General features: G+C 65.3%; 13 protein-coding genes. 6 read left to right on the top strand and 7 right to left on the bottom strand.

Going from position 1 to position 18,043, the window contains the following annotated elements; genetic code table 11:
- Window positions 1–573: 573 nt before the first annotated feature.
- From fdnG to fdhE, 4 genes are read left to right on the top strand one after another with little or no spacing between them, the layout of a single operon-like run.
- Entirely contained in the window at window positions 574–3,624 is a 3,051-nt protein-coding gene (gene fdnG / locus LXM55_RS02190) for a formate dehydrogenase-N subunit alpha (RefSeq protein WP_233318196.1), read from the top strand.
- Between the two features lie 13 nt (window positions 3,625–3,637).
- Window positions 3,638–4,519 carry a formate dehydrogenase subunit beta gene (gene fdxH / locus LXM55_RS02185; RefSeq protein WP_233318193.1) on the top strand — a complete coding sequence of 294 codons (882 nt, stop codon included), beginning with the start codon at window positions 3,638–3,640 and terminating at the stop codon, window positions 4,517–4,519.
- Window positions 4,519–5,151 (top strand): formate dehydrogenase subunit gamma, encoded by a 633-nt coding sequence (locus tag LXM55_RS02180; protein ID WP_233318191.1) that lies wholly within the window; start codon window positions 4,519–4,521, stop codon window positions 5,149–5,151. The genes fdxH and LXM55_RS02180 overlap by 1 nt, the downstream gene beginning before the upstream one ends.
- A complete protein-coding gene (fdhE, locus tag LXM55_RS02175) occupies window positions 5,148–6,062 on the top strand; it encodes a formate dehydrogenase accessory protein FdhE (protein ID WP_233318188.1) in 915 nt (304 codons plus the stop codon). The genes LXM55_RS02180 and fdhE overlap by 4 nt, the downstream gene beginning before the upstream one ends.
- Window positions 6,063–6,098: 36 nt before the next feature.
- On the opposite strand, the gene LXM55_RS02170 is transcribed toward fdhE, so the two are convergent.
- The 7 genes from LXM55_RS02170 to LXM55_RS02140 all read right to left on the bottom strand — a co-directional run bounded on the left by LXM55_RS02170 (window position 6,099) and on the right by LXM55_RS02140 (window position 15,638).
- Window positions 6,099–8,321 carry a TonB-dependent receptor gene (locus LXM55_RS02170; RefSeq protein WP_233318186.1) on the bottom strand — a complete coding sequence of 741 codons (2,223 nt, stop codon included), beginning with the start codon at window positions 8,319–8,321 and terminating at the stop codon, window positions 6,099–6,101.
- 119 nt (window positions 8,322–8,440) lie between these two features.
- Complete coding sequence (locus LXM55_RS02165; RefSeq protein ID WP_233318184.1) at window positions 8,441–9,433, bottom strand: siderophore ABC transporter substrate-binding protein; 993 nt, start codon at window positions 9,431–9,433, stop codon at window positions 8,441–8,443.
- 11 nt (window positions 9,434–9,444) lie between these two features.
- A complete protein-coding gene (locus LXM55_RS02160; protein WP_233318182.1) occupies window positions 9,445–10,206 on the bottom strand; it encodes an iron ABC transporter ATP-binding protein in 762 nt (253 codons plus the stop codon).
- A complete protein-coding gene (locus tag LXM55_RS02155; protein WP_233318180.1) occupies window positions 10,203–11,153 on the bottom strand; it encodes an iron chelate uptake ABC transporter family permease subunit in 951 nt (316 codons plus the stop codon). The genes LXM55_RS02160 and LXM55_RS02155 overlap by 4 nt, the downstream gene beginning before the upstream one ends.
- Window positions 11,150–12,091: an ABC transporter permease gene (locus LXM55_RS02150; protein WP_233318177.1), complete on the bottom strand. Its 942-nt coding sequence runs from the start codon at window positions 12,089–12,091 to the stop codon at window positions 11,150–11,152. The genes LXM55_RS02155 and LXM55_RS02150 overlap by 4 nt, the downstream gene beginning before the upstream one ends.
- Entirely contained in the window at window positions 12,091–13,857 is a 1,767-nt protein-coding gene (locus LXM55_RS02145; protein ID WP_233318175.1) for an ABC transporter ATP-binding protein, read from the bottom strand. The genes LXM55_RS02150 and LXM55_RS02145 overlap by 1 nt, the downstream gene beginning before the upstream one ends.
- Window positions 13,851–15,638 carry an ABC transporter ATP-binding protein gene (locus tag LXM55_RS02140; protein WP_233318173.1) on the bottom strand — a complete coding sequence of 596 codons (1,788 nt, stop codon included), beginning with the start codon at window positions 15,636–15,638 and terminating at the stop codon, window positions 13,851–13,853. The genes LXM55_RS02145 and LXM55_RS02140 overlap by 7 nt, the downstream gene beginning before the upstream one ends.
- A gap of 230 nt (window positions 15,639–15,868) precedes the next feature.
- On the opposite strand from LXM55_RS02140, the gene LXM55_RS02135 reads away from it, so the two are divergent.
- Window positions 15,869–16,510 (top strand): TetR/AcrR family transcriptional regulator, encoded by a 642-nt coding sequence (locus LXM55_RS02135; RefSeq protein ID WP_233318170.1) that lies wholly within the window; start codon window positions 15,869–15,871, stop codon window positions 16,508–16,510.
- 280 nt (window positions 16,511–16,790) lie between these two features.
- A complete protein-coding gene (mexE, locus tag LXM55_RS02130; RefSeq protein ID WP_233318169.1) occupies window positions 16,791–18,038 on the top strand; it encodes a multidrug efflux RND transporter periplasmic adaptor subunit MexE in 1,248 nt (415 codons plus the stop codon).
- Window positions 18,039–18,043 lie beyond the last annotated feature (5 nt).

The following is an 18,043-nucleotide window of genomic DNA, read 5'->3' as shown; positions in this document are numbered from 1 at the left end:
GGCTCACTGATCTACCGAAACGCCCCCCAGACTCCGCGCTCAATCCGGCCAGGCCCTATACCACATAGGAAACCTTTGGACAGATGCTCAGCCATTGCACTGTCCTGCCCAGCAGGGTCATGACCGCACCTGCCCTGCCCCTCAAGCGGCCTGCCGGCGACCCCGTCGAGCAGACGGCCAACCCCACCCCACGCCTTGAGCCCTTTCGCCACCCGCCCCGAGAAAACTTTAGTCGTGCCCGGCAGTGACTTTGGTCGTATTGCGTAACGCCAACAGTCTGTTTTGGCGGCCATTTCTTGATCCAGATCAATACTTCGACGGGTTATTCGAAGCGTTCAGCACCTTCATCGACAAGGCTTATCGGACCATCGACCCAGCCTATTAGCCGCCTGCGCAAGCGGCCCATAAAATCGCCGGCACACAGCAGCACCCGCACAAGACTTATCGCCGCCGCGCGGACCCCGGCCACTGCCGATCCATTCCACACGCGTTGTGCCCCCCCATTAGAAGAGTGGCCCTTGCCACCTTGCCTGATCACCCGTGATTGAAAGATGCCTGCATAAGGAGTGCGTCATGACACTTGGCAGAAGACAGTTCTTTAAACTTTGCACAGCCGGTGCCGTGGCCACCACCGCCGTTTCCCTGGGCTTTGCTCCCACCACGGCCAACGCCAGCCAGTCGCGCCAGTACAAACTGCTGCGCGCCAGGGAAACCCGCAACAACTGCACCTACTGCTCGGTCGGTTGCGGCATCCTGATGTACAGCCTGGGCGATGGCGCGAAGAACGCCAAGGCGCGGATCTTCCATATCGAAGGCGACCCGGACCATCCGGTCAGCCGCGGTTCGTTGTGCCCCAAGGGCGCCGGGCTGGTGGACTACATCCACAGTGAACAGCGCCTGCTGTACCCCGAGTACCGCGCCGCGGGCTCGGATAAATGGCAGCGGGTCAGCTGGGATTACGCCATCGAACGCATCGCGCGGTTGATGAAGGACGACCGCGACGCCAACTTCATCGAGAAAAACGCCAAGGGCGTCACGGTCAATCGCTGGTTGTCCACCGGCATGCTCTGCTCTTCGGCCGCCAGCAGCGAGACCGGCTCGCTGGACCAGCGCTTCACCCGCGCCCTGGGCATCCTCGGCACCGACAGCCAGGCCCGGGTCTGCCACGCGCCGACGGTCTCGGCGCTGGCCCCGACCTTCGGCCGTGGCGCCATGACCAATAACTGGGTCGACATCAAGAACGCCAACGTGGTGCTGATCATGGGCGGTAACCCGGCCGAGGCGCATCCGGTGGGGTTCAAGTGGGTGATCGAGGCCAAGATCCGCAATGGCGCCAAGGTCATAGTGGTCGACCCGCGCTTCAACCGCAGCGCAGCGGTGGCAGATATCTACTCGCCGGTACGCGCCGGTTCCGACGTGACCTTCCTGATGGGCATGGTCAACTACCTGCTCAGCAACGACCGCATCCAGCATGAATACGTGCGCGCCTACACCAACGCCTCGTTGATCGTGCGCAGCGACTACCGCTTCGATGACGGCTTGTTCAGCGGCTACGACGCCAAGACCCGGCGCTACGACCGCAGCTCCTGGGCCTATGAGCTGGACGAGCAAGGCCACGCCCGCCGCGACCCGAGCCTGAGCCACCCGCGCTGCGTGCTCAACCTGCTCAAGCAGCATGTCAGCCGCTACACCCCGGAGCGGGTCAGCCAGATCTGCGGCACGCCCCAGGCCGACTTCCTGGAGATCTGCGAGATCATGGCCAGCACCAGCGTGCCGGACAAGACCGCAACCTTCCTCTATGCCCTGGGCTGGACCCACCACACCACCGGCGCGCAGATGATCCGCGGCTCGGGGATGATCCAACTGCTGCTGGGCAACATCGGCATGGCCGGCGGCGGCGTCAATGCCCTGCGCGGGCACTCCAATATCCAGGGCTACACCGACCTTGGCCTGCTCTCGCAACGCCTGCCGGGCTACATGAACCTGCCGTCCGATAATCAGGACAGCCTGGCCACCTACCTCAAGGAAACGACCCCAAGCGCCCAGCTGCCCGGCCAGGTCAACTACTACCAGAACACCCCCAAGTTCTTCATCAGCCTGATGAAGAGCCTGTACGGCGACAAGGCCACCCGCGACAACCAGTGGGGCTTCGACTGGCTGCCCAAGTGGGACGAGAGCTACGACGTACTGAACTTCTCCAACCGCATGTATGAAGGCAAGGTCAACGGCTACATCGCCCAGGGCTTCAACCCGATTGCCGCGTTCCCGGACAAGAACAAGGCTGCCGCGGCGCTGGCCAAGCTCAAGTTCCTGGTGATCATCGACCCGCTGGCCACCGAGACCTCGAGCTTCTGGCAGAACCACGGCGAATCCAACGATGTCGACCCGGCGCAGATCCAGACCGAAGTGTTCCGCCTGCCCTCAAGCTGCTTTGCCGAGGAAAACGGTTCGATCGTCAACTCCGGGCGCTGGCTGCAATGGCACTGGGCAGGCGCCGCGCCGCCCGGCGAGGCCTGGCATGACGGCAAGATCCTCGGCCACCTGTTCATGAAACTGCGCGAGCTGTACCGCAACGAAGGCGGCGCCTGCCCCGAGCAGGTGCTGAACATGGCCTGGGACTACCGCAACCCCTACGACCCCGAGCCCGAGGAAGTGGCCAAGGAATCCAACGGCTACGCCCTGGCCGACGTGCGTGATGACCAGGGCAACCTGATCCTGCGCAAGGGCCAGTTGCTGGACAACTTCGGCCAACTGCGCGACGACGGCAGCACCGCCTGCTTCAACTGGATATTCGCCGGCTCCTGGACCGAGGCCGGTAACCAGATGGCCCGTCGCGACAACGCCGACAGTGGCCTGGGCTGCACCCCGGGCTGGGCCTGGGCCTGGCCGCAGAACCGGCGGATTCTCTACAACCGCGCCTCGGCCGACCCGCAGGGCAAACCCTGGGATGCGCAACGCAAGATCATCGGCTGGGACGGCAATCGCTGGAGCGGCATCGATGTGCCGGACTTCCCGGTCAACCTGGCGCCGGGCACCCAGGCCAACCCGTTCATCATGCTGCCCGAGGGCCTGGGCCGGCTGTTCTCGGTGGGCGCCATGAACGACGGCCCGTTTCCCGAGCACTACGAGCCCACCGAAAGCCCGCTGGCGCACAACCCGCTGCACCCCAACGTCAGCAAGAGCCCCACGGCGCGACTGTACGACAGTGACCGGGCGCGCATGGGCAGCCGCGAGGAATTCCCCTACGTGGCCACCACCTATTCGATCACTGAACTGTTCCGCCACTGGACCAAGCACTCCAGGCTCAACGCGATTATCCAGCCGGAACAGTTCATCGAGATCGGCGAAGTGCTGGCCAAGGAAAAGGGCATCGTCCAGGGCGACCTGGTGCGCGTCAGCACCAAGCGCGGCTACATCAAGGCCAAGGCGGTGGTGACCAAGCGCATCCGTCGCCTGGAGGTCGACGGCCAACCGGTCGACACCATCGGCATCCCTTGCCACTGGGGCTACGAAGGCGCCACCCGCAAGGGCTTCCTGGCCAACACCCTGACCCCGGGCATCGGTGATTCCAACACCAATACCCCGGAATACAAAGCGTTCCTGGTGAACGTGGAAAAGGCCTGACGGAGCAACTGACATGTCCATGCAATCCCAAGACATCATCCGCCGTTCGGCCACCAACGCCTTCACCCCGGCACCGCGGGCCCGCGATCACCAGGCCGAAGTGGCCAAGCTGATCGACGTCAGCATCTGCATCGGCTGCAAGGCGTGCCAGGTGGCGTGCAACGAATGGAACGACCTGCGCGACGAGGTCGGCCACAACGTCGGCGTCTACGACAACCCCGCCGACCTCAGCGCCGACACCTGGACCCTGATGCGTTTCGACGAGCATGAGAACGAAGCCGGCAAGCTCGAATGGCTGATCCGCAAGGACGGCTGCATGCACTGCGCCGACCCTGGCTGCCTAAAAGCCTGCCCGCAACCGGGGGCGATCATCCAGTACGCCAACGGCATCGTCGACTTCCAGTCCGAGCATTGCATCGGCTGCGGCTACTGCGTCGCCGGCTGCCCGTTCGACGTGCCGCGCATCAGCAAGAAGGACAACAAGGCCTACAAGTGCACCCTGTGCGTCGACCGGGTCACGGTCGGCCAGGAGCCGGCCTGCGTGAAGACCTGCCCGACCGGGGCGATCAACTTCGGCAGCAAGGCCGACATGCTGGTGCAGGCCGCGGACCGGGTTACCGAACTGCAGGGCCGTGGCTTTGCCGGTGCCGGGATCTACGACCCGCAAGCGGTGGGCGGCACCCATGTGTTCTACGTGCTGCAACACGCCGACCAGCCGCAGCTGTACCACAAGCTCAACCCCGACCCGCGCATCAGCAGCGCGATCGAAGGCTGGAAAGGCTGGCTCAAGCCGGTGGCCGCCGCCGCCTTCTTCGCCACCCTGGCCGGTACGGTATTCCACTACATCGGCGTCGGCCCCAACGAAGTCGAAGAAGACCTCAAGGAGAACCCATGATGAACAAGGACAAGCTGATCCTGCGGACCCGCTTTATCGAACGCGCCAGCCACTGGTTCATGGTCATCTGCTTCTTCATGGTGGCGTTGTCCGGGCTGTCGTGGTTCTTCCCGTCGCTGAACTGGCTCAACGGCGTGTTCGGCACGCCGCAGCTGGCGCGCATCCTGCACCCGTTTCTGGGAACGGTGGTGTTCCTGCTACTGATGTTCCTGTTCGTGCGTTTTGTGAAGTACAACCTGCCGGAACGCCAGGACGCGATCTGGTTTCGCAACCTCAAGACGGTGCTCTCGGGGGACCACCGCCAACCGCTGCAAATTGGCAAGTACAACGCCGGGCAGAAGATCCTGTTCTGGGGAATCATGGGCCTGATCAGCCTGTTGCTGCTCAGCGGCGTGGTGATCTGGCGGCCGTGGTTCGCCCAGTACTTCAGCATTCCCCTGATTCGCATCGCCCTGCTCACCCATGCCCTGGCCGGGATCTCGCTGATGCTGCTGATCATCGGTCACGCCTACCTGGCGTTCTGGGTCAAGGGTTCGATCCGTGGCATGGTCACCGGCTACGTATCGCGCAGTTGGGCCCGCTCACACCATGACCGCTGGTACCAGCAGATTTCCAAGAGTGAGAAGAAATGAGCAGCATCAAGCTAACCCCGCTGGAGCCCACCAGTGGCGGCGTGGAAGAAATCAGCGCCTTGTTGCTGCCGGGCCTGCGCCAGCACTTCAGCCAGCGCGCAGCGCGCCTGCGCCAGCTGGCCGAAGGTCACGAGCAGGCCGACTACCTGAGGTTTGCCGCGCGGGTGGCCGAGGCGCAGCAGGCGATACTCGAGCGTTCGCCGGTGGCGGCCGAGGAGTTGCAGGCTCTGGCGGCGCGGGTCGGTGATGGCGCGCCGCTGGATGTGCAGCGCCTGCCGCGCTCGGCCTATTGGCAAGCGGCCCTTGAGCAACTGATCGAGCAGCTGCGCACGGACGCCAGCGCCCCGCTGGCCACGGCCCTGGACGCCATCAGCGGCATGCCCGCCGAGCAGCGTGAAGCCTGTGCCGAGCAGTTGCTACTGGGGCACTACCTTCAGGTCGACAGCGGCCAGGCGCTGTTTTTCTGGGCGGCCCTGAGCCTGTATTTCAGCCAACTGGCCAGTGCGCTGCCGGTAAGCGCCCGGGCCCAGGTGGGAGAACAGCGCCAGCATTGCCCGGTGTGCTGCAGCGCGCCGGTGGCCAGCGTGATTCTCAGCGGCAAGCGCGCCGGCCTGCGTTACCTGCACTGCGGATTGTGCGAAAGCCGCTGGCACATGGTGCGGGCCAAATGCAGCAACTGCGAAGGCACCGGCCAGTTGCACTACTGGTCGCTGGAGCACCAGGACAGCGCGGTCAAGGCCGAGAGTTGTGGAGACTGCCAGAGCTACCTGAAGGTGTTCTATTACCCACACGATCAGGGGCTGGAGCCGGTGGCCGACGACCTTGCGTCGTTGGCCCTGGATGCCGGGCTTGAGGCGGAAGGCTTCGCGCGCAGCAGCATCAGCCCCTTCCTGTTTCCCGGCCAGGCATGACGTCTGGCGGCCTGCGCCGCCAGCGTTGCAGCGCCCTTAGAAATCCACCGTGGCCGACAGCTCAAAGGTCCGCGGCGCCCCCAGCCCCAGGCTGGACAGCAACGGCGTGCCCCAATAGGCCTTGTTGGTGAGGTTGGTGACGCTGCCGCGCAAGGTCACCGGACGGCTGGCCACCTGCAAGGCGTAGCGGCTGCCCACATCGAAGATCGTGTGGCCGGGAATCGACTGTGTGTTGTCCTCGCTGATGTATTGCTTGGACACCGAGGTCGCATTGGCGGTCAGGGTCAGGCCTTCGACCAACGGCGTGTCCCATTCCACCCCCAGCTTGCCTTGCAGCTTGGGCAGGCCGGTGGCGGTCTTGCCCTCGATGCCCGCTTCATCGGTCTTGGTGATCTTCGGGTCGACATGGGCCACGCCGCCCATCAGGCGCACATTGGCCAGCGGCGCGCCGAAGAAGCCCCACTCGATGCCACGGTTACGTTGCTCGCCACCAAAGGAAAAGATCCGCGTATCAGGGTCGAGGTAGCTGCTGGGCCGGGTGATCTCGTACAGGCTCAGGGTGTGGGTGAAATCGCCGAGGTCGAGCTTGACCCCCACTTCCTTCTGCTTGGACTTGTAGGGTGCGAACACATCGTTCGGATTGCTCGAGTCGGCCGGCGCGGTGGCCCCCTTGCTCAGGCCCTCGATGTAGTTGGCATACAGCGACACATCGTCAGTGACCTTGACCAGCAAGGCCGCTGCCGGGGTGGTGGCGCTTTCGTTGTAGCCCTGGCCACGCTCGCCGGTTTTGACATCGAAGGGGTTGGTGATCACCTGCTGGCGGCGCACGCCCAGGGTCAGTTGCACCCGCTCATCGAGGATCGACAGGGTATCGGCCAGGCCATAGCTGCTGATGCGGTTTTCAACGTGGGAAATCTGCGGCCAGCTGGTGGGCGCGGCCGGGCCCCAGGCCGGGTGGTAGATGTTGGTGACCCAGTCCGCCCCGGGCACCGAGCGGCGTCCATAGTCCTTTTCCTTGTCGCCGTAGTGGGTGCCGTTCAGCGTCCATTTATGCTGGATCGCCGCGGTCCGGAACTCGCCCCGCAGGCCCGCCTCGCCGGAGGTCTTGTCCAGGTCCTGTTTCAGTTGCCCCATGCTGGTGCGCATGTCGCCCGCGGCATTGAACACGTAGGCCATCATGGTGCCGTTGTAGGTGTAGCGGGTCTGGCTGGCGCCATAGGCGGCATAGGCCGTCAGGCTGTCGCTGAGGTCGAACTCACCCCGCAGGATCGCCCCCTGGTCCTTGGTCTGCACATGGCCCCAGCCGGGGTTGAGCAAGGTGTCGGACTTTGGCGGCTTGGGCACCGCCACCCCGGAAGCCAGGCTGATGCCACGGTTCTGCCCGCGCACCCGGTCTTCGCTCTCATACAGATCGGCGGAGAGCCGCAGCCGCTCGCCGCGCCAGTCCAGCCCCAGGGAGTTGAGCTGGGCCTTCTGCTGCTGATGGTTGATGGCGCTATCGCCATCGCGGTAGACACTGTTGAAACGCACGCCGAACTGCTGCTCCTGGCCAAAGCGCCGCCCCAGATCCAGGTGCCCGCCGAACTGCGCATCGGACATGTAAGTACCCGTCAGCCGGGTCAGGGGCTGCTCCCCGGCACGCTTGGGCACCAGGTTGACGGTGCCCCCCACCGAGCCGCCCGGCGGCATGCCATTGAGCAGCGCCGACGGGCCCTTGAGCACTTCGATGCGCTCGTACATTTCCGGCGAGATCCGATAGAACGGCGCCATGCCGTACAGGCCGCCGACGGTCACATCGCTGATGCTGCTGGCAAAGCCGCGAATCGAGTAATTCTCGCTGAAGGTGCCGGTCAGGCCGTTGCTGAACACCGCGGGGTCGGTGGCGGCAATCACCTGGGTGATGTTCTTGGCCTGGCGGTCGGCAATGTATTTTTCCGTGTAGCTGATGGTGCTGAACGGGGTGTCCATGAAGTCCTTGTTGCCCAGCAGGCCAACCCGGCTACCCGTGGCCACCTGCCCCCCGGCGTAGCTCGGCGGCAGCTCGGCGGGCCCCTGCATTTGCCCCTGCACCGTGGCCACCGGCAGCGTCATGGCACGCGCTTGCTCCTCGGCACTCTGGCCCTCGGCCTGTGCCGGCAAGCCGATCACCGCCAGGCCCAGGCCCAGCAGGACTCGCTGCACGGCAGCAACGCTGGGCTTGAGGGCAAAGGCGGCGGTTGAGGATGGCGTATTGCGGGTGTGGTACTGGCGTTTACTCACGCTTTAACTCCTTGCGGGTAAGTGGGCAGTGGTTGTTATGTTTTTAATCTGAATCTAAGAAATGGATTTAATGAGAATCACTCATTACGCCAAACAAGCCGGGGCAAGCCCTGCGGCGATCAGCTGCGGTAGCCCTTGAGCACGTCATCGATCATCAGCTTGAGCGACGTCGGGCTGGCACCGGTGACGTACCAGGCCTGGGCGTCGACAAAGATCACCCGGCCGTTTTTCCAGGCAGTGGTCTGGCGCAGCAACGGGTTGCCCATGCCCTGGGCATCCATCACCGGGCGACGCTCCATGACCGCCGTGCGGTCCACCACATAGATGATGTCGGGGTTGGCCTGCTGGATGAACTCGCTGGAAATCGGCTGGCCGTGCAGGCCGGCCTCGGCCGTCGGGCTGGCGGGTTTCACCCCCAGGGCGTTGAAGATGAAGCCGTAGCGCGACTGCACGCCGAACGAACTGAAGGCGCCGTTGTTGTGCAGCACCACCAGGGCCTTCTCCGGGCGTCCCTGGGTGGTGCGCCGGACCTCCTCCACCTTGGCCTCGAGCGCCGCGGCCTGCTCGCGGGCCAGCGCCTGCTTGCCGAAGATCTGCCCCAGGGTCAGCAAGTGATCCCTGATGACCTCGATGTGCCGGGTCTCGCTGTCGCGGTAGTCGACGTCGAAATGCAGGGTCGGGGCCAGCTCGCTCAGCTCCCGGTAGTGGTTGGCCTGCAGCGAGGTGATCAGTATCAGGTCCGGCTTGAGCCCGTGGATCCGCTCCAGGTTGGGCTGGACAATCGCCCCCAGGTCCTCGACGTTCGCCGCGTCCTGGTAGCGGGCGAGAAAGTGCGGGACGAAATCCTTCGGCATGCCCACCACGGGCACGCCCAGCAGGTCGAGGAAATCGACCTCGTTCATGTCCAGCGCCACCACGCGCCGGGGCACCTGCTCGATCAATGTGGAACCCAACTGGTGCTGCACGGTGATCGCGGCCTGGGCCGCCGGTGCCGGTTGCGACGCAGCCGCCGCGGGTGGTCCGGCAGGTTTCTCGTTGCACCCCTGCACCGCGACAGCCGCAGCGATCAGCAAGGCCAGAGGCCAGCGCCGGTATGTGTGATTGAAGGTCATTGCTGCTCTCTCTACGGGTTGAAGTAATTGCACAGGCGCCCGCGCTGGCCATGGCTGATCTCGAAATCCAGGCCGTACAGCTCGCCCAGCCGGGCCTCGGTCACCACCTCCTCGACGCTGCCGGCGCAATGCACCGCCCCGGCCTTCATCGCCACGATGTGGTCGGAGTAACTGGCAGCGAAGTTGATGTCGTGCACCACCAGGATCACCGTGCGCCCGTGCTCGTCGCACAGGCGGCGCAGCGCGCGCATGATCTGCACCGCGTGCTTGATATCGAGGTTGTTCAGCGGCTCGTCCAGCAGCAGGTAGTCGGTCTGCTGGGCGATGGTCATGGCCAGGAACGCCATCTGCCGCTGGCCGCCGCTGAGTTCGTCGAGGTAGGCGTGGCGCAAGGGCTCCAGGGACAGAAAGGCAATGGCCTCGTCGATCACCCGCAGGTCTTCTCCGGTCAGCACGCCACGGCTGTAGGGGAAGCGCCCGAAAGCCACCAGCTCGTCGACCGTCAGGCGCAGGTTGAAATCCGGTGCCTGGCGCAAGGTCGCGACACGCCTGGCGTATTCGCCCACCGCAATGCCCGCCACCGAACGCCCTTCGATGCGGATCTCGCCCCGGGTGGGCGCCATCAACCGCGCGATCATCATCAGCAGCGTGGTCTTGCCGGCGCCGTTGGGGCCGATCAGCGAGGTCAGCCGCTGCGCCGGAAAGCAGGCGTCAACGCCGCCGACAACGGTCTTGGCGCCGTAGGCCTTGTGCAGGTCGTGGACAGTGATCATGGAGCTCCTCGGGTACGCACCATCAGCACCAGGAAATACCCGCCGCACACCAGGTTGACGAGAATGCCGACGGTGGTCTTGTAGTTGAAAACATGCTCGACCAGCAGCTGGCCGACGATGAACATGCCAATGGCCACCGCGCTGGCCAGGGGCAGCGTGACCCGGTGACGAAAGGTCCGGGCCAGCGCATAGGTGATGTTCGCCACGAACACGCCCATGAAGGCCGTGGGGCCCAACAGGCTGGTGGAAACCGCCACCAGGGCGGCGATCAGCGCCAGGTGCAGGCGTACGCTGCGGCGGTAGTCGACCCCCAGGGAAATCGCCTGGTCGCGGCCCAGGGACAACACGTCCAGGGTCGGCAGGGTCTTGAGCCCCACCAGGCACACCGCCGTGACCAGCAGCCCCGAGTACAGCAACTGCTGCGGTTGCACTCGATTGAATGAGGCCTGGCTGTAGCCCAGCAGCACGGAAAACTCGCCCGGGCTGACCTTGAGCTGGACAAACTGGGTGAAGGTGCCGATCACCATGCTCAGCACCAGCCCGAGCAACAGCAGGAAATACAGGTTGTTCTTGCCGTTCTGGAACAGCCAGCGGTGGATCAGCCACGAATAGGCCAACATCACCAGCACCGACAACAGGAAGTTGCCGTTGATGCCCAGCAGCACCAGGCTGTAGGTGCCCAGAAACAGCATCAGCAAGGCCTGCAACAGCAGGTAGACCGCCTCGTAGCCCATGATCGCCGGGGTCAGAATCCGGTTGCCGGTGAGGGTCTGGAAGGCGATCGATGACCAGGCGATACAGACCCCGCCGATCAGCATCGCGGTCAACCTGGCGAGCCGCTTGGGGATCACGTAGGCGAAATCCAGCCCCGAACCGGCCAACACGAAGACCAGTGCCAGCACCAGCACCAGGCCCCACGCCAGGGCGCGCGAATGCAGGCGCCTCATCGCTGCCTCCAGCAGATCAGCGCCAGGAACAGCACCCCGCCCACACTGCCGGCCGTCAGGCCGATGGGCACTTCGAACGGGTAGATCAGCAGGCGCCCGAGAATGTCGCAGGCCAACAGCAGCGAGGCACCGCCCAGGGCCACGATGGGCAGCGTGCGGCTCAGGTTGTCGCCATAGCGCAGCGCCACCAGGTTGGGAATGACCAGGCCGACGAAGGGAATCGAGCCGACAGTGATCACCGTGGCCGCCACGGTCACCGCCACCAGCAGCAGGCCCAACGTCACTGTCGCCCCATAGTTCAGGCCCAGGCTGGTGGCCATGCCCTCGCCCATGCCCACCACGGTGAACCGCTGCGCATACAGGTAGGTCAGCGCAACGATCGGCAGAATCAGGTAGATGATTTCGTAGTTGCCCTGGACCACCCTGGAAAAATCACCCAGCAGCCAACCCTGCATGCTTTGCATGATGTTGTGGCGATAGGCGTAGAACTCGGCGATGGCGCTCAGCACGCCGCCGTACATCAGGCCGATGACCGGCACCAGCACCGAGCCCTTGAAGCGGATGCGCCGGATCACCAGCACGAACAGCAGGCCCGCGGCAAAGCAGAACACCAGCGCGAACAGCATCCGCGCCAGGTTCCCGGCGGCGGGCGCCACGGCCAGCGACACCAGGATGCCGAGCTTGGCCGCGTCGAGCCCGCCCGTGGTGCCGGGCTCGACGAACTTGTTGCGCACGATGTGCTGCAAAATCACCCCGCACACCGACAGGCCAACCCCGGTCAGCACCAGCGCCGCCAGGCGCGGCAGGCGGCTGGCGGTCAAGGTCAGCCAGGCATCCCCCGACAGCGAGAACAGCTGCGACCAGGCCAACTGCCGGGCCCCCACCGACAACGAGGCAACGCACAGCACCAGCAGCAAGGCACACCATGGACCCCGCATCAGGCGTCTTCACTGCTGGAGGGCGCGTTGATCCGCCAGCCCTTGGCGGTACGGCGCTGCTGCAGAAAATGCGCATAGCGACCGGCGCTGGCGCGCAATGCCTGCGGCGTGCCCTGCTCGACCAGTTGGCCATCCTCCAGCACCAGGATCTGGTCAGCCATGGCGACCGTGGACAGCTGGTGCGCAATCACCACCAGCGTGCGCCGGCCACGCAGCCTGGCCAGCGTCTGGGCGATGATCTGCTGGTTTTCCGCATCCAGGGCCGCGGTGGCTTCATCCACCAGCAGGATCGGTGCGTCCTTGATCAGTGCCCGGGCAATGGCGATGCGCTGGCGTTCGCCCCCCGACAGCCGCGCCCCCCCCTCGCCCACCGACGTCTGCAAACCCTGGGGCAAGCGCTGGAGCAACTCGCCGACGCCGGCCTGCTGCGCCGCATCCAGCACCTGAGCATCGCTGGCCTCGGGTTTACCGATGCGAATGTTGTCGGCAATGCTGCCCTGGAACAGGTAGCTGCCCTGGAAGATCTGGCTGATCTGCCCGGCCAGTTGCTCGCTGGACATCTGCCGCACATCCACCCCGCCCACCAGCACGCTGCCCCGGCTCGCCTCGAAGAACCGCGCGATCAGCCTTAGCAGCGTGGTCTTGCCCGAGCCCGAGGCGCCGATCAACGCGGTCATGCTGCCGGGGGCAATGTGCAGGCTCACCTCGCGCAGCACATCGGGCTGCTCGGGCCCATAGCGCAGGCTCACGTCGCGCAACTGGATCGAACCGTCCAGCGGCGCCTGGGGCCGCTCGGGTTCGGCCAGGGGCTTGACCGCGAAGATGGCCTGCACGGTTTCGAGCTGACCGTAGGCGCCCCGCAGGATCTCGGCGTAGCTGGCCACATCCAGCAATGAATCGATGTAGCGACTGGCCAACGACAGCGCGACGATCACCGCCACCACCGAGCCCGGCGCCACAGCGCGGTCCAGGTAAGTGTTGAGCCACAGGGCCGCGGCAATCAGCAAGGCGGCGAAGATCGCCTGCACCAGCCAGGCATTGAGCACCACCGACAGCGAGGTCTGGTAGATCAGCCGGGTGCCCGCCGAACGCTGCCGGCCGATGGCCTGCTCCAGCCGTTGAGTGCCGCCGCCCTCGCCGTTGAAAGCCCGCAGCACCGACTGGGCCTGGGCAAATTCGAGCATGCGCTGGCTGGCGTCGGCAAAGTGGCGCTGGAAGGCCTGGTCGGCGCGGCGCCCCAGGCGCGCGGTCAGCCACAGCCCAACACCCAGAACCGGCAGCGCCAGCAGTGCGATCAGGCCCATCGAGCCCTGCAGGAAAAACAGCGCGACGACGATCACCAGCGGCGTCACCGCACCGCTGATCACCGGGGTGAACACGTGGGCCGGCAACTGCGCCACCGCCATCATGCCCTGGGTGATCACATGCCCCAGGCGGCTGGTGTTGTCCGCGCTGAACCAGCCCAGCGGCAAGCGCGTCACGTGGTCGCCGATGCGTTGGCGCGCGCCCTGCAAAATGGCCACGCCCACGGCCACTCCGGCCCTTTCCACCTGGCGCCGGGCCACCCAGCAGGCAAGCATGCCGGCCAGGGTCAGCACCAGCCATGGCGCCGCAGCGCGCGCATCGTTGCCCAGCAAGCGGCTCAGCACCGGCACCAGGCTGACCAGGGTCAGGCCGCTGAGCAGGCCATACGCCACCGCCTGCCACAGGTAGCGACGCAACACCGGCACATCCGGGCCAAGAAGTTGCACAAAGGGCTTCAGCATGACGGCACCGCCTGTTCTACGGATTGCGGATAGCCACCTTGCGCCCACAGCTGCGCATAGAGGCCGCGACGGGCCAGCAACTCGGCGTGGCTGCCCTGTTCATGAATGCCGCCCTGATCGATCACGATGATCCGGTCGGCGTGCATCACCGTGTCCAGCCGATGCGCAATGACCATCAGCGTGCGGCCTTCGGCAAAGCGCGACAGCGCATCCTGGATCGCCACTTCGCTTTCGGCGTCGGCCGCCGCCGTGGCTTCATCGAGCACCAGCACTGGCGGATCGAGCAGCACGGCGCGGGCAATGCTCAGCCGTTGCTGCTCGCCACCGGACAACTGCGCGTCCTCGCCGATCACCGAGTCGTAGCCCCGCGGCAGCGCCAGAATGCGCTGGTGAATGTTCGCGGCCTGGGCCGCCGCCTCGATCTGCTGCTGGCTGGCCGAGGGCCGGCCCAGGGCAATGTTGTCGCGCACGCTGGCGTGGATCAGGCGCACGTCCTGCAACACGAAGCCGATGTGCCGGTACAGGTTGGCGCTTTCGATCTGGCGCAGGTCCGCGCCGCCCAGGGTGATGCGTCCTGTGCTCGGGTCGAAGAAACGCAGCAGCAGCCGGGCCAGGGTCGACTTGCCGGCCCCGGAGCGGCCGACAATCGCCGTGGTGGTGCCAGGTTCCAGGCTGAAGCTGACATCCGCGAGCACCTGGCGCTCGGCGTCATAGGCAAAACCGACGCCCTCGAAACGGATCGCCCCTCCCTTGGGCACCTGCTGCGTACCGGGCGCCGGCGGCTCCAGCACCGGTGTTTCGAGCAAAGCCTGCACGCGCCGGGCGGCGCCGGTCGCGTGGTGCAGGTCATGCGTGATGTAGTGCAACAGCAGCAAGGGGCCGCACAGGCCCGGGGTGACCAGGACAAACGGCAGCACATCCGGCGCGGCGATCCAGCCCAGCGCCACGAACAAGGTGCCAAACAGCAGCACCACCCCCAGCACCGCGACCGGAGCGATCATCGCGTTGGCATTGGCCATCGAGGCCACCAGCGGCCGGGTGAAGCCGATGAACGCCTGGGCGAACTCGTCGATCGCCTGGCGGTAGCGGCTGTGGGCCTGGCCGCTGCTGCCGAAGGCCTTGACCACGGCGATGCCGTTGACGAACTCGACCACGGCGTTATCGATGCGCCCCATCCCGGCGGCAAACGCCTGCATGTTGGTCTCGCTGGCCTTCATGGCCCGGGCGAAGAACAGGAAGAACCCGGGGAATGGCAGCAGCGAAACGATTGCCATGCGCCAGTCCATGGCGAACAGGTAGATCAGCGAGATCAGGATCGCCCCGCCCGCCCGCCCCAGCGTGGTGTAGAAATGCGCGGTCAGGCTGTGCAGGGTGTTGATGTCGTCCTGGATCGCCTGCTTGACCTCGCCCGAGGCCCGGCTGCTGAACCAGCCCAGGGGCACCCGGCTCAGCCGCTGGACGATCGCCACCCGCAGATGATGGGTGATGCGGTTGTCGGCCAGGTGCGCCAGCAACTCGCCCGCGGAAATCAGCAGCATCCCGGCAAACAGGCAAGCCACCCCAATGCCCAGCGCCCAGCACAGATCGGCCGGTGCGACCCCGCCCTCGACCAGCGCGCTCCTGGCGACATGGGCAATGCCGGCCAGCGGCACCAGCGTCAGCATGGCCCCGGCGGCGGCCAGCAAGGCAGCGGCGATCAGCCGCCCGCGAACAGGTTGCAGCACCTGGCTGATCGAGCCGGGCACCGCGGGTTTGGCCGAGGCCGAGGGTTGAGCGTCCATGGGAATCGAACATCCGCACATTCAGAAGGATGGAGTGGCTAGCGCAGGCACTGGCCGCAAGGGCTTGGGTAACGGTGATTGAGTCTTTCTGCGGGGGGTGCAAAGGAACGCAGGATCAACATGAAGCGGCCTTGGAAATCAGAATCTCAATTAGTTGCATGAATATAAACTAATTTGCGAAATGCTGACAACACAGCTAAAAGGCTGTCACCACCGTTCAAGGAACCACCATGAAAGCGCCACAACAGCCGGCGACCCGCGGGCGCCCACGGACCATTACCCGCGAACGCATCGTCGATGCCGGCATCGAGATCGGCCTGCCGAACATCACTTTCGTCGGCGTTGCCGCTGCGCTGGGGATCAGCCACATGGCGCTGTACAAGCACGTGGCCAACCTGGAGGCGCTGAAAAGCATGGTCGCCGAGGAAATCTTCACCCGCTGGCAGATACCCCGGGCCGAGGCCGGCCAGCGTGGCGGTTTGAGGGAGTACATGACCGAGTTCGCCACATCGGTACGGGTGTTCGTCAAGGCCCACCCCGGGCTCACGCCCTACGTCATCCGCCGGCTGGCGGCGACCCAGCCCATGCTCATCAAGATCGACGAACACCAGAGCCATATCGCCCAGGCCTATGGCATTACCAAGGAACAGGCACGCTGGCTGCTGGCGACGGTGGCCTTTCACGGCATCGCCGTGGCCGACACGGTGTATTCGGTGACCGGCCGGGAGCCGCTGCTGGACGCCGATCGCGCGGCGGAAGAAGCCGAGATGGAGGCCGAACTGATTCAAGGCATGCGCGCGCTGATCGTGGGCGCCCTGGCCTTGCTGCAGGAAGAAGCCGGCGAAACCAGCCTGCCCCCGCACGCCTTGTAGGAACTGGCTTGCCAGCGAAAGCGCCCTCCAGCCGCATCCAGGACTCAACGCCCTTTTCGCCGGCAAGCCGGCTCCTGCAGCACCCGTGAATGTTGCGTCAGCTGCAATGACTCATTACCCCCACGGGGATTGATAGCAGCCTAACGAAAGGCGCAGGCTAGAGGGCTTGCCTGCTGCTTATATCATTCCGAATGATAGTTACCTTCGCTTCATTCGATTCGTGAGATACCACCCTGCCGAGCATCATCCGCCCATCTCAAATTACCTTGGCGGATGAACCATGGACCAGTCAGTCAAATTCTTGCGTTACCCCTTAGCCGCCCTCGCCGTACTGGTCATGAGCGCCTGCGGCAAGGCCCCGGAAACCGCCTCCGCGCCACCCGCCGCCAAAGTCAGCGTGGCCAAGGTGCTGGAACAGCCGGTCAACGAATGGGACGAATTCACCGGGCGCCTGGAAGCCCCGGAAACCGTGGAGATCCGTCCACGGGTCTCGGGCCAGATCGATCAGGTGGCCTTCACCGAAGGCGCCCTGGTGAAGAAAGGCGACCTGCTGTTCCAGATCGACCCGCGCCCGTTCCAGGCTGAAGTGCGGCGCCTCGAAGCCCAACTGCAGCAAGCCCGCGCCACCGCCACCCGCAGCGCCAACGAAGCCCAGCGTGGCCAGCGCCTGTTGACCAGCAATGCGATTTCCGCCGAGCTGGCCGATACCCGCACCAGCGCCGCCCAGGAAGCCCGGGCCGGGGTCGATGCGATCCAGGCCCAGTTGGACGTGGCCAAGCTCAACCTGAGCTTCACCCGGGTGGTGGCGCCCATCAGCGGTCGCGTCAGCCGCGCGCAGATCACCGCCGGCAACCTGGTGACCGCCGATGTCACCCCGCTCACCAGCCTGGTCTCCACCGACAAGGTCTACGCCTACTTCGACGCCGACGAGCGCGTCTACCTCAAGTACACCCAGCTCGCTCGCCAGGGCCAGCGCGGCCAGGCCACCCCGGTGTACCTGGGCCTGTCCAATGAAGAAGGCCACCCGCACCTGGGCCAGATGAACTTCGTCGACAACCAGGTCAACCCCAAGACCGGCACCATCCGCGGCCGCGCGGTGTTCGACAACCGTGACGGCAGCTACACCCCGGGCCTGTATGCGCGCCTGAAACTGGTGGGCAGCGGCACCTACTCGGCGATGCTGATCAACGACGAGGCCGTGGGCACCGACCTGGGCAAGAAGTTCGTGCTGGTGATGGACGCCGACAACAAGCCGGCTTACCGCGCCGTGGAACTGGGGCCGAAGATCGAAGGCCTGCGCATTGTGCGCAACGGCCTGAGCAAGGACGACACGATCATCGTCAAGGGCTTGCAGCGGGCGCGTCCCGGTGCACCGGTCACGCCTGAAGTGATCCCCATGGCCAGCCAGGAAACCCTCGCCGCCCTGGCCCAACAACGCCAAGCACTGGAAGCCAGCAACCTGCCGCAGGTCACCCCTGCCAAGGCGGCTCCGGCTGTGAAACTCGCCGCTGCGACTCCGCGCGGTTAAGGGAC

This window comes from Pseudomonas sp. Au-Pse12 (assembly GCF_021341665.1).
GTDB lineage: Bacteria > Pseudomonadota > Gammaproteobacteria > Pseudomonadales > Pseudomonadaceae > Aquipseudomonas.
This window is presented reverse-complemented; position numbering and strand designations above follow the sequence as displayed.